A 12842-nucleotide genomic window follows, 5' to 3' on the forward strand; every position below is an offset into this window, starting at 1 on the left:
TGCGCAGACGATTTTGTATAAATCTTTGTTTATATACTAACGCGCATCGGCGAGGCTGTCAAGATGGGAATGGAGAGCGCAGAGCTGTCAGAACGCTCAAGAAGGGCTTGGCCGCGGCAGAGATTGCGCGACTCTGCTGTAAGCAGTGTAAGCAGGTCCGCTGGCGAGGGTCGCAGCGGGCAAGGTTGCCGGGGCGAGAAAGGAGATCGAGGGCTTCCTTCAGAGGCCCAGATGGACCTGAGCGGCGGCAGAGAGGAGGAGAAAAAGAGCCGGAAGTGGAGCTTCATCATCGCCACTTCCGGCTTGCTTTATCCATGAGCATTTTTCCTGACGATCCTGGCTGGGCAGGGTAGGCCGTGAGCTAACCAATCCAGACAGGCTCACGAACTGACGGCCCAGCTAACAGAAGTGGGTGACCAGGGACTCGAACCCTGAACCTAGCGAGTGAAGCAGACAGCCAGCACAGCCTTACGACGAGAGTCGCCAGCCGAGGCCGAATCTGGCCCGGCCTGGGCCATGCCAGTTATCCCCTCCCGAACCGGACGTGCACCTTTCGATGCATCCGGCTCTCCAGAGAAGCGCCTCACGCACTTCTCCTGCGCCCCTTCCCCGTGTATCAGCCATTACGCTGATCGTTTGAGTACTATGGGCGCTCCGTCACCATGAGCTACAGGGGACGAGAGAGAAACCCTGTAACTTTTAGGCGATCCCGCAGTTCCCACGGCGCCCCGCTCCGTACGTAGGTCTCCCTTCATGCACAGGTGCCTTCTGGCGGGAGCATTCGCCAGCCCTCCTAATCACAGCTGACGACACCAGGGCAGGCCATCGAGGGATTCAACCCCTGGCGGGCTTGACCATATACGGCCTAGCTGCCGCTATCGGGAGCTGACAGCAACGAGTCTCGGCTCGTCACTCCATCGTCGCTGGCGGACGAGCGCGGCCATCAGCTGCTGGAGACTCCCTATACCGACTTTTCCATCATGCTGTTGTCCCCCGCAACCTTTCGGCGCGAGGTAAGATGGTGCTTTAGCCACGTCTGCTCCAGTGGCGTCGGGTCTTTCCCGACAGGGACGCTGTGAGCACAACGGCGCACTTAAGAGTCGCTTGCTCTACCGATTGAGCTAGTCACCCAGCTTGACAGTGAAGCCGTAGCCCCGAGCTTGCTTCGGGTGCTGCGGTGGCACTGCACAGTGAAGGATAGCATATCTGGCGTTTCCCGTCAAGTAGGGAAGAGGCTGATGGCTAAAGTTTGCCAGCGATTGCCTCTTCCTGTCCCTGTCCCTGGGAGTGGGCGAGAGCGAGCAGTGGGTGCTGCGCCGGGTTGTCCGTCCCATCAACTCGACTCGGGGGGAGCTGCCAGCGGGTTAGAGGGCAGCTGGTGGCCTGAGCCATAACGGCTCAAGAGGCCGCTGCCCGGGCCTGTGCTTCGTCCGACGAGCAAAGGAGCAGCGACTGGAGCTGGCCGGACGGTAGCAAGCGAGGGTGCCGCACCTGCGGGAACGGGCTGCCGCTCTGGCAGGTGGGAGAAGGAGTCAGGCCAGGGCCAGGTCTGGCTGCCAGCGGTCAAGGCCGTCTCCTGGGTTTCGGATCTGGCTGACAGGCTCCAGAGTGACAAAGCGTCCGTATCGCGGCCAGAGAGGGAACCAACCAGACTGGCGGGGGATGTGTCTGAGGCAGTCTGGACGGGCACGGCGGCGGAGAGCACCAGGGTATCGGTGACCGGTTCTGGCTCTGCTCCCGCTCCTGCCGGTGCGGCGCTCAGCGGCGTAACCAGGAAGCGCTGGCGGCGACGCAGCCAGGCAGCCCCCAGAGCCAGGGCAAGCGCGGAGATCAGGCCGAAGGCTATCAGGGCAAAGTTCTGTTTACCCGGCTTGCCCGCTACGCCTGCGGGGGAGGTCGCTGTGGTCACAGGAGAGGCGGAAGAAGAGAGCGCCGGCTGAGGCTGGCCATCCTCTTGCTCGGTACGGGCCTGCTGCTCGCTTTTGTGCTGCAGAGTGGAGGCGATCTTATATTTCAGCGTTGCCGGCGTTGGGGTTGGCGTTGGCGTTGGAGGCGGGGCCTGATTGCGATAGATGGTCATCAGATTCATGACCTTGGCAGCCCACGAACCGGAGCTAGAGGTTCCAACATAAGGGCCTGCGATCAGATAAACGGTCGTCAGCCCGCGAGCAATATAGCGCTGCTGGACGATAGAAAACCAGTCCTGGATGGCCGCGGCATAAGAGGGATAGATAGTATAGCCGCCGGCATCGCTGGGATAGCTGGCACTGGCGCGGACGCCCCCCGGATTGCGGTCGCCCAGGCCAACCCCTGCCGCTCCCTGGTTGGTTTCGACGTACCAGACGGCCAGAGCAAAGGCATCATCGATATTGGTCTGGCGGGCCGCCTGCTCAACCACCTCACCGGTGTCAGCCATAGGGGTTGATGCCAGAATAGTATTGACGGTCTCTGCTGGCAGTGTTGGCGGTCCCAGCACGCTGGCGCCGCTGGCCTGGCTTCCGGTGCTGCCGTTCGTGATTTGCCACGTCAGAACCAGCGCCCCGACGAGTAGCAGCACCAGGCTGATCAGCATGGCCTGCAGCGAACGCCGGAGGTGTGGCAGCGGCAACGCCGGCTGAACAGTCTGAGTGATCAGCTTGCTCTTCATCATACTCCTGTTATCGCTGAAGCCAGCAAGGCGAGCCACCTCCCCGCCACCTTTCCGCCGTGCCTCACTGCAGATTCCAGCTCGATCAGATCGCTGAGGTTAGTCTCCTGCTTCTTTTCCCTGTTCTGAAACTGTATCTATGACAGTGGACTTCCCTGTCTTCTGGTGGGCATTTCTCAGGATGATCTTGTGATCTTCTTTACCAGAGTTCGCAGCTCTCAAGCGTTGTAGAGTAGGACAGGTACCCGGCGCCTTTCTCCTTTCCTACGCCAGAAGGAATGGCTGGAAGGCCGAGAGCGTCTATGCTGATTGTACCATGCAGCGCGAATTTACTTGTATCAATAGCATCCAGCATAGGTAGTATCTCCCATAAATGGTATGCTATACTGGAATGCACGAGAGCTACGAAGGCGCTGCAGGCCCTCTGCCTGGCCGGGTCTTGCTGGTCAAGAGAGGCAGCGAGTTTGGACCGGCCCGGCGGCGCCGGCGGTGGACCGAGGAGCTTTGATGTCCGTGAGGAGAGACAGGGGGTTCACCATCAGTCCCATCAGTCCACAAAACGATCAGGGAAATGCCCAGACGGGACGCCTGGGACGCAATACTCTGCTCCACAAGCGCTACATCATCTTGCGGGTGATCGGCCAGGGGGGCATGGGAGCAGTCTATCAGGCGCGCGATACGAAGCGGGGCGAGATCTGCGCGGTGAAGGAGATGAGTCTCTCTTCCGTGCCACCTAGCGAACAGGGCAAGGCACTGGAGAATTTTCTGGCCGAGGCGACTATTTTGTCGCGACTCAGCCACCCCAACCTTCCCGCCTTTACCGACTTCTTCAGCGAGGGTGAGCGCCATTTCCTGGTGATGGAGTATATCGATGGGAAGACGCTGGAAGAGCTGCTGGAGGAGAATGGCGGGCCCTTCTCTGAGCGGCGCGTGCTGGGCTGGGCCCGGCAGATCTGCGACGTCCTGGAGTATTTACATGGCCAGCAGCCGCCGGTGATTTTCCGCGATCTCAAGCCAGGCAATATTATGCTGCGTCGGGATGGACGCATCAAGTTGATCGATTTCGGTATTGCCCGGCTGGTGCGTCGCTCTTCTTCACAGGACACTCAGCTGCTGGGCACTCCTGGTTTTGCTCCTCCAGAGCAGTATGGCAGCGCTCAAACAGATCAGCGCTCTGACATCTACTCGTTGGCGGTGACGCTCTTTCAGCTTTTGACAGGGACGCTGCCAGAGAAGGGCTTTGGCCTGCCAGATGCGCGTACGCTGAATCCTGCAATCTCGCCAACGGTGGCGCGGGCTTTGGAGAAAGCAGCCTCTCTTGATCCCAATGACCGCTATCCAAGTGTGGCCGTGTTCCGTCGGGCGCTCTTCCGCGTGGGAACACTCCCGTTCGAGAACGGGCAGGAGGCCACAACACCAGAAGAGCTGGCCGAGTTGTGTGCCCGCTTCCCCGAGGAGGGGGCTGACTACCTGTTCAGCGGGGAGATCGAGTCGTGGCTGGAGGAGATCGGCGAGAGCGATCTGGCGCGCAAGGTGCGCCGCTTACGGACGACGACCGGCGATCCTGAGCTGGGCGTTGAACGACTGATCCAACTGATTATGGGGCCAGACGCTCACCTGCGCACGAAAGCGCAGAGGTCCGTCAATGCTACAGCTTCCGCGGCCTCTGAGGCGGCTCGAGGGCGCGCCCCTGCCCGCCCTCGCAAGGCACCGCTGATGATTGTGCGCCCGGCCACGATTCATTTTGGCCAGGTCTACCCGGGCCTGTCAGCCCCTATGTTGCTCACGATCACAGGGAATCAGGGTTCGATTGTTCAGGGCACCATTCAGCCTGTGGAGCCGTGGATTATTGTGGATCAGACCCGCTTCGATGGGATGAGCACGCTGGTGCGTGTGCGCGTGGATAGCAGCCAGCTTGCAGGCTCGCAGCGCTATAGCGGCACTATCGTGATTACGCCCCTCGGCGAGACCGCGGGGAAGCCGGTGGAGGTGAAAGTGGAGGTGGAGGTGATGGACTATACCGCCACGGGACCGATAACGGCTAGCGGGACAAGAGCAGGCAGCGGCCCGGTCTCTTCTGGTAGCGTTGGCACCGGCGCCGGTCAACGCTTGCTGCCTCCCAGCCAGCGCTCTGGCTCGATGGCTCCAGCGCTGCCCGCCTATATCAATCCCCAGGATGAGGCCTATAAGGCGAAGTATGGCCAACCAGGCGGCTGGGACCCGCTACGGGCAAGTCCCGCTGAGCGCCGCCGGCTCTATTGGCTCCAGGTCTTTGCTGCGGCTTTACTTAGCCCCTCTCTGTTTTATGAGTTATATTCGCAGTTGCCTTTCTTTTCACATGCGCCCTTACCACCCGATCCAGCCTTTCTACCGGTGCTGCTGGCGATGCTTCCACTGGCTCCACTGGGAGCCTTGTTGCTGAATGCCGATCACGGCTGGCAGCTTCCTGTGTTACTGAACCGTTTCTGTACGGGGCTGGCCACCACCCTGGCGGCCCTCGGCCTGCTGGAACCCGCCTGGCACAGCGGATTTCAGGATGGGGCGTCTCCGCTCCATGCCTTGACATTGCTCATTCTGGCCGCCCTGGCCGGCACTCTGGGCAGTAGTCAGTTCATCAGCAGTCGCTTGCTGGCCGGAGCGACCTGGGCGATGAAGCGCTTCCGCTTGCCGACCCTGGCCCTGTTGATGGTTACCGGGGTTAGCCTTGGTCTGAGTCTGGCTCTGGGGACCAGCCTGAGTCTGCTGACGCCGCTGGCCGTGGCTGCGGGGGCTGCTGTGGCGTTAGCGTTAATCTTCCGTATCGATCGACTGATTGGGCATCCATAGCTGTGGATGAGAAAGAGCCGATGAGACCCGCTGAGAGGGTGCAATCAGTGCGGAAAGGGAAGGTGGTTGTGGTCCTGGGGCCGACCGCTTCGGGCAAGAGTGCCCTTGGCATCCAGCTCGCTCAGCGCTTCAACGGTGAAATCGTCTCTGCCGATTCGCGCCAGGTTTACCGTGGTTTGGATCTTGGCACGGCCAAGGTAACTCCAGAGGAGCGGGCGCTGGTTCCTCACCACTTGCTTGATGTGGCCGATCCGGGCGAGGTTTACAGCGCAGCTCGCTTTCGGGAGGAGGCCCTGGCAGCGATTGAGGCCATCGTAAGTCGTGGGAGACTGCCTCTGCTGGTCGGTGGTTCTCCGCACTATATTCAGCTGGTAGTAGACAACGTGCAGGTCCCCCAGGTGCCTCCCGACATGGAGCTGCGCCGGCAGCTTGAGCAGCGTCCACTTGCAGAATTGGTCGCTGAGCTGGAGAGACGTGATCCGAGGGCCGCGGCCCATATCGACCGTCGCAATCCGCGACGAGTGATTCGCGCCCTGGAGGTCTGCCTTCTGACCGGCAGGCCCTTCTCCGAGCAGCAGGGGGCGCCTGCTCCCCTTTACGAGAGCCTTCTCTTGGGCATTCATTGGCCGCGGGCGGAGCTGTATCGTCGCATCGATCAGCGTCTCGATGAGCGTCTGCGCCAGGGTATGGTCGATGAGGTGCGTCGCTTGCTGGCTCAGGGGATCAGTCACGAGCGTCTGGAAGCCCTGGGGTTAGAGTACCGTTTTATCAGTCGCTTATTGCGTGGCGAATATGCGAACGAGGCGGAGATGGCAGAACAGCTGAAGGGCGCGATCCATGATTTTGCTCGCCGTCAGCTGAGCTGGTTTCGCCGTGATCAGCGCATTCTCTGGCTGGAAGGTCCTGACCTGGCGCGAGCCGAGGCTGAAGTGGAGCGCTTTCTCGGGGGGTCGTAATGACGGCGGATGTCTTTGCCAGGAGCAGAGCGGTAGGCGGCAGCGGCCTGCTCCCGGCATTCAGGAGGAAAGGGCCTGCTCGCTGGGAGCAGGTTCCTTCCTCCTGGGCGCAGGTTTGCGCCGGGCAGCGGGGCTGACCGCCCTAGGCGACGATCGAGGTTGCTTCCGAACTGGTTTCGGGTCCTTCCTCTGACGAGGGGCGGCTGCCATTGCCATTGAGCGAGCTGCGCGGCGTCACCACAGGCAGATTGCTCTCGACCACCTGTCCCCCATCGATCAAGAGATAGTAGGGGAACTGAGCGGGATCAAAAGCACCGCTGTGCGAGATAAAGAAGACCTGCTCGAAGTGCTGACCCAGCATCTCACCGGTCACTACTTCGACCACAGCCTGTGTGCGCCGCTGATCGAAGGAGCTTAGCGGCTCGTCGAGGAGCAAAAAGCCTGGAGCGGCATTGAGCTCGCGAGGCAGGGCCGCGATGGCAAAGGCCAGACGCAGGGCGAAGGAAATCTGATCTGCCGCCCCACTGGAGAGCGCTTCACGCGGGATATACTCGCCAGCCGCCGAATCCCAGACTCGCCAGCGCAGCGGTCCGCCGCTGGCGCTGCCCTCCTCTGGCTCGGTCACCAGTTGCACATCGTGATAACGGCCACTGGTCAAGAGCGGCAGAATCTGCTGCATGTAGTATTCGGTGCGCGGGACCATCTTGCGCATCAGGCGTTCGATGGCCGCCGCGATCAGCATACTGCCACGCTTCTTGGTTTGATAGCTGCGTTCCTGCTGCTCCATGCGCTTGCGAGTCTGCTCCAGATCGAGCCGTTCGCCGCCGGTTCCCAGCTGCTGGCTCAGCTCCAGCTCCTCCTTCTCACGCAGCTGGAGCTCTTGTTCCAGCTGCTCGCGCTCTTCCTCTAAGCGCTGACGACCGGCGACGCCATACTCGCCAACGAGAGGCCAGACGGCCACAATTTCTTCGCGCTGGTAGCCCTGGGGAGCGGGGCGCCCACGCAGCTCAAGCAGGGAACGAATCCGCTCGTGGATTTCCTCGATTTCCTGCCGACACAACTCGATCTTGGCCCGCGAAGCGCCCTCTTGCATCTGCAACTGCTCCAGCTCCTGCAGAATGCTTTCTTCGCTGGCAGCCTGCAATTCCTGCTGACAGCGAGCGCGGAGGCCGTTGAGGGTCTCGGCAAAGGGATTGGGCGGGATAATCCAGCTACCGAGCACTGTGCTGAACTTTGCCAGCTGCTGATAGTAGCCAGAGAGAGACTGCTGACGCTCTTTGAGGAGGGCAGCGTAGTGCTCGCGGCGCCCCTGCAGTTCGATGCGGCGCCCGAGCGTAATATGGAGTGCCTCCAGCTCGCGGCGCGCCGCGCTCTCTGCACTGCTGACCTGGGCCTGACCGAACTGCAGGCCGAGGGGCTTGACGCGCTGGCGCAAGGAATCTGTCAGTTTCTGCAAGGCCTCCCTGAGAGCGGCCTGTTGCTCGCGGGCGCGAGCCAGCTGTTGGAGGGGATCGCCTGTCTGAAAGCGTTCGAGGCGCCCAAGGAGCACCTGTTTGCGGGTCTGGAGACCTTCCAGCTCCTGCTCACAGCTCTTGATCTGCTCCTGCAGCTCGGTGATCGCATCGATTTTGCCGTCGAGGGCGGCGATCTCCAGCTCAGCAGTTTTGAGCGCCCCCTCAATGATGGCTTTTAGCTCGGCATGTTTCGCGGGGGAATTGAAAACATTGGCCTCGAAGGTCGGAATTGGTAGGCCCTCTTGACCCATCAAAGTCGCCAGCTCATGGCGAGCCTGATCCACGGCCACCAGATCGCTACGGAGCTTGCTGTGGATATCATCCAAATCTTTCGCGCGTGCCTCCTCCTCCAGCTCGCTCACCTGCTTGCGCAGAGCGGTGACCGTCTCGGCACTCTGAGTCACCTGAGCACGCAGAGTAGCCAGGCGCTCACGAGCTTCAGCCAGGGCCTGCTGCTCATTGAGAGAAGAGCGCTCGGCCTGGGCCTGCTCAATCAGGCGCCGGGCCTCATCAGGCGAAGCCGGGACCTCGGCCCCGAGAGCGCGAATCTCTTCTTCGACGCGAGCCAGGGCCTCTTGACCACCATTGGCCCGGGCCGCCGCCTCACGAGCAGCCACCATTGCCCGGACATGATTGAGAGCGTCCTGCTCGCGCTGTAGGGCCTGCTGGACGGAGACCCGTGCGCGACTATAGCGGATAAAGATGACGACGAAAGCGGCAACGCAGGCAGCCGCCAGCACAATGCCGATGACCGCCGGGACCAGGAGCTGCGAGAGCGCCCAGATGAAGCTCAGGAGAGCAGCGATCCCGAAGCCGATGCCGGCCACAATGAGAAAGGCGAGCAAGTGGCGCATCACGCTGAGAGCGGCGGCAACCTCCTGATGGCAGCGCTCGTGTTGTTGATAGGCGGCACGAACCTGTCGCTCCGCCTCTGTCAAGCCGCGCAACTTATCGCGCAGGCGCAGCCACTCCTCTAGCTGGCGCGCCAGATTCTGACGACGCCAGCGCTCCTCATAGGTCACGACCTGCTGCTCGGTCTGGCGCACCTCCTGCTCAGAGCGAGCCTGTTGCTGCTCAGCCTCGCGCAGGCGGCGGCGTGCATCCTCAATGCGGTTTTCCAGCTGCTCAGCCTGCTCACGCGCCGCCAGGCGCTGGGCATAGCGCTCCTCAGCCTGACGCAGCGTCTCTAAACGGGAGGCCAAATGACGCAGGCGCCGCAGCCGCTCCTCCAGGGAGGGCCGTCCGGCCCGGCGGCGCTCTTCCAGCTCGCTGCGAGTCAACCGGGCCTGATCGAGGCGTGCCTGAGCGCGACTGATCTGTGTCTCTAGCTGTTCAAGGCTCTCCTCAAAGGTCGTGCGCTCCTGAGCCTCCTGCTCCAGTTCCTTAATGGTACTGACCGTAGCCAGGAGGTCGGTAGCCATGCGCTCCAGAGTACCGAAGGAGCGCGAGAGATCTTCAAGCTCGCGCACCCGCTTCTCCAAAGCCGGCAGCTCCTCGCGCTCGCGCAGCTCCAGATCGGCGATCTGGCGGTCCAGCTCTGGCAACTCGCGGCGGGCCTCAGCCATCTCATCGTAGGCAGTAATCAGCTCAGCGAGGATCGTCTCAGCCTTCTTCAGCTGCTGCACGCGAGCCTGGCGGCTCTTCAGCTCGGAACGCTTCTGCTGGATAGTTGAGAGATTGCTCTCCTGCTCAGCAATCTCCGCCTCTTGCTGCTCGATCTCGGCCAGATACTCATTGACGGTCACAGCATCCAGGGCCTCCTCGACCTGGCCCAGCCTGGCGCTTAGCTCAGGAATGCGAGCCTGCAGCTCGGCCAGCCGCAAGCGAGCAGAGCACTCGCGCAGCTGCTCCTCATCCTCGGGGGTCAGGCGAAACTGCTCAGCCAGGCGCGTCAGCTTCTCCAGACCCAAGAGGCGGCGCAGAGCAAGCTCGCGTTCATGGCCACTGATCTGCTCAAGACGTTGGAGGCCCTTCTGCTCGATCAGGCAAGAATTACGCAGCGTCTCGCCATCGAGGCGCCCCAACTCAGCAATGATGCGCTCATTAGCGGCACGCAACTGAGTGATTGGCTCGCTCTCGGGCATGCCGAGGCGGCGGACCACAAGCGAGACGCGCTGGCCGCTGCCGCGCTCAATCGTGCGCGTAATAGCCAGTTCAGTGGCGCCCACGGAGAGGGTCAGCTTGACGGAAGCCTCGGTCTCTCCGTACATAATCAGATCGTCCAGCGCCCGTTTCTCCCGATGCGTAGTGAGTGGCTCGCCAAAGAGAGCAAAGTAGATACATTCAAAGAGGGTTGACTTACCAGCCTCGTTCGGCCCCTGGATCAGGATACTTCCGCGCTGGGGAAAGTGCAGATCTATTTCTCGCAAGAGCCTGAAACGCTCGACTGTCAGATGTTTCAGAATAATCATTTCTGCTTCACTCCGTTCACACTCCTCTCGGGAGATGCGAGCGCTCTCCGCCGTTGTTTCAAGAGAGTCGAGCAGAGAGGCCAGCATGCTCGCCGCGACCCGCCCTTTCGCTACCACATCTCCTTCACATAGCTCAGCGGTGCAGAGCCTCCGACCAGCGAGCGCACCGATCAGGCGTCACAGGAGCGGGCGCTCAGAGCGCTTCGCGCTAATGGATCTCATCCAGAGCATTCAGCAACACTTCTTTTGTCACCAACAGAGCTTTTTTTTCTTGTTCATCAGAGGCGGCAGCGATCCACTCATCGGCCAGAGCAGCCAGCTCCTCGCGAGGAGAGAAGCGCTCGGTGGCCTCAGTCGGGCCGGCACTGCTGGAAGCCTCATGGTCAGGTACCAGGGTCAGGGCCGTGTCGTCAATGGCCAGCGAGAAAGCGTGCTGCTCGCCGTAACGGCGGATCTGGTTCAGATCGAGCTGATGATATTGCTGGCGCGTCAGCTCGCCCTCCAGCTTCAGCTGAACCATCGTCTGTTGATCACAGAGAGGGCGCAGACGTTCCAGAATAACAGCCGTGGGAGAGCCAGCGGTAGAAGCAGCAGAGGCCGCAGCCCCGGTCTCGCCGCCGGGCGTCCCTGCCGGTGGAGCTGGCCAGAGCGCGCTGGTTGGTACAACCAGGCGACGCAGGTGTACAGCTTCGACAGCGATATGCTTGCACCAGCGAACGCCATCGCTCGCCAGACCGAGAAAGACAAAGCCAGGTTCGGCATCAGGGTCATTGAAATCAATATGCTGAGTTGGGCCCGCCACGATCAGCTCGCACTGGCCAATGCGCAGCTGCTGAAAGGCGTGGTGATAGCCGGCCAGGACATACTGGAACTCTGTCTGCCGTGCCAATGTCGAGCGGCTCACCAGAGCCTGGGCCTGGGCCTGGGCTTCAGCAGGGGCGGGTTCGGCGCTCAGGCCCTCAATAGGGGCATGGAGAATCAAAATACGGATCTGGGCGCGCTCAAGCTCAGCAGCGGGACGAACGTAGGCCAGCGGATCACCTTCCTGGCCAGCGCGCACACTCAGACCACAGAGGCCGACCCGTATCGGCCCAATCTCACAGAAAGCCGGCGCTAATTCGATCAGAGGTTGCCCGCTTCCCAGATTGGTCCCCGACACTGTCACAGCCGACAGATGGGAAGGGGGAGAGAGCGGCTCAAAATAATGGAGGGCGCCGAGGCGGGCAAAGCTCAAGTGAGGCGCGGGCAACGCCCCCTCAGCGAGGGCCCGGCCCAGCGGCGGCGTATCGTGCAGCCCACCGACCATAAACGTGCGCACACCCGCCTGACGGAGCTGAACCAGACGCTCGGCTACAAAGCTACGCTCATGCTCAGCCGGATTCAACGAATCGAAAAGATCCCCGGCCTGGATGAAAAGATCGACGCCCTGACCAATCGCGAAATCGACCGCCTGTTGAAAGGCATGCCGTAGCTGGCGTGCTCGCTCCTCGCGGCGGCGCATCGGCTGGCCAGCGGCTGCGCCCAGATGGTTATCCGCCGTCAGGACCACCGTGATCACATCGCGCGGGCGCGACGCCGCATCCTGCCCCTCATTCGCCTGCTGCTCAGGGTCCAGCTTCTTTTCTGAACCCTCCTCCACAAGTTCTTCTGTCATCGCAAGCTACTTCCAACTGAACTGAGAGACGATCTTACTGCCGTGCAACAAGTCGCAGTGATCTTTCCTGCACACAGAATTGATGGTAAGAGGAGTCTATCATAAATTATGACGATTAAAAAACAGGCGGCCCGGAAAGAGGGACCATTTGGGGGATGAGCAGGCAGGCCACGTTCCTTTAGGGAGGCTACCCTTGCCCTTTCAGACAACCGATCAGACAGGCTAGCGGGGCTTCCAGGAAGAGACAAATAGAGGACGAGTGACACAAAAGTACTGCCTGAAAACAAGAGCTTGGGCAGACAGCAAGTGAAAACATTACTATATTATATGATTCATCGTCTTGCACTCATCCTCTTTACCGTCATCCATTGTGGGCTTAGAGGGAGTAGAGCAGAGTGGTGGCAGTCAAAACCTTGAAGGATGGCAGGGAGAGCAGAGAGATCCTGCTCGCCTTTGCCAGGAGCATAAAGGAGCGCGATCTCGTGACCTACGAGCATTCGCGCCGTGTTGCTGTCTACGCCTATCGATTGGCGAGTAAGCTGGGGTGGGAGCACAGCCAGGCCCATGATCTGGCCCTGGCGGCTCTGGTTCACGATCTAGGGAAAACCTGGATAGCCAACGAGATTTTGCACAAATCCGCCGCCCTCTCCGCAGAGGAACGGCGCAAGATGCAGCGTCATCCAGTGATCGGCGCTCGTATCTTGCTTGGGTGCGATGTGGACCCGTTTTATGTTGAAACGGTCTTATACCATCATGAGCGCTGGGACGGCCAGGGCTATCCTTCTGGATTGCGCGGCGAGGCCATTCCTTTGAGTGCGCGCATTTTGACGGTGG

At 61.1% G+C, this 12842-nt stretch carries 6 protein-coding genes; 3 read left to right on the forward strand and 3 right to left on the reverse strand.

The window, feature by feature from the left end; genetic code table 11:
* Positions 1-1333 precede the first annotated feature (1333 nt).
* Positions 1334-2650 carry a glucosaminidase domain-containing protein gene (locus tag BGC09_RS17390; protein WP_084659051.1) on the reverse strand — a complete coding sequence of 439 codons (1317 nt, stop codon included), beginning with the start codon at positions 2648-2650 and terminating at the stop codon, positions 1334-1336.
* A 504-nt stretch (positions 2651-3154) separates the two neighbouring features.
* Here BGC09_RS17390 and BGC09_RS17395 point away from each other — a divergent pair.
* Both BGC09_RS17395 and miaA read left to right on the forward strand, forming a co-directional pair.
* The gene (locus BGC09_RS17395; RefSeq protein WP_069805502.1) at positions 3155-5473 is read left to right on the forward strand and encodes a serine/threonine protein kinase; all 2319 of its coding nucleotides are present in this window, start codon (positions 3155-3157) and stop codon (positions 5471-5473) included.
* A 47-nt stretch (positions 5474-5520) separates the two neighbouring features.
* Positions 5521-6429 carry a tRNA (adenosine(37)-N6)-dimethylallyltransferase MiaA gene (gene miaA / locus BGC09_RS17400; protein ID WP_176728963.1) on the forward strand — a complete coding sequence of 303 codons (909 nt, stop codon included), beginning with the start codon at positions 5521-5523 and terminating at the stop codon, positions 6427-6429.
* Between the two features lie 142 nt (positions 6430-6571).
* On the opposite strand, the gene BGC09_RS17405 is transcribed toward miaA, so the two are convergent.
* A complete protein-coding gene (locus BGC09_RS17405) occupies positions 6572-10471 on the reverse strand; it encodes an AAA family ATPase (protein WP_141727837.1) in 3900 nt (1299 codons plus the stop codon).
* A 91-nt stretch (positions 10472-10562) separates the two neighbouring features.
* Positions 10563-12008 carry a metallophosphoesterase family protein gene (locus BGC09_RS17410; RefSeq protein WP_069805505.1) on the reverse strand — a complete coding sequence of 482 codons (1446 nt, stop codon included), beginning with the start codon at positions 12006-12008 and terminating at the stop codon, positions 10563-10565.
* Between the two features lie 482 nt (positions 12009-12490).
* On the opposite strand from BGC09_RS17410, the gene BGC09_RS17415 reads away from it, so the two are divergent.
* A partial coding sequence (locus BGC09_RS17415) for an HD-GYP domain-containing protein (RefSeq protein WP_176728964.1) occupies positions 12491-12842 on the forward strand: 352 nt, incomplete at its 3' end.

Origin of the sequence: Thermogemmatispora onikobensis, from assembly GCF_001748285.1 — a bacterium.
GTDB classification, from domain to species: Bacteria; Chloroflexota; Ktedonobacteria; order Ktedonobacterales; family Ktedonobacteraceae; genus Thermogemmatispora; species Thermogemmatispora onikobensis.

Excerpts from the sequence above, each read along its gene's own strand:
- BGC09_RS17390 (WP_084659051.1), bottom strand. The coding sequence starts at position 2,650 with ATGATGAAGAGCAAGCTGATCACTCAGACTGTTCAGCCGGCGTTGCCG.
- BGC09_RS17395 (WP_069805502.1), top strand. The coding sequence starts at position 3,155 with ATGTCCGTGAGGAGAGACAGGGGGTTCACCATCAGTCCCATCAGTCCA.
- BGC09_RS17410 (WP_069805505.1), bottom strand. The coding sequence starts at position 12,008 with ATGACAGAAGAACTTGTGGAGGAGGGTTCAGAAAAGAAGCTGGACCCT.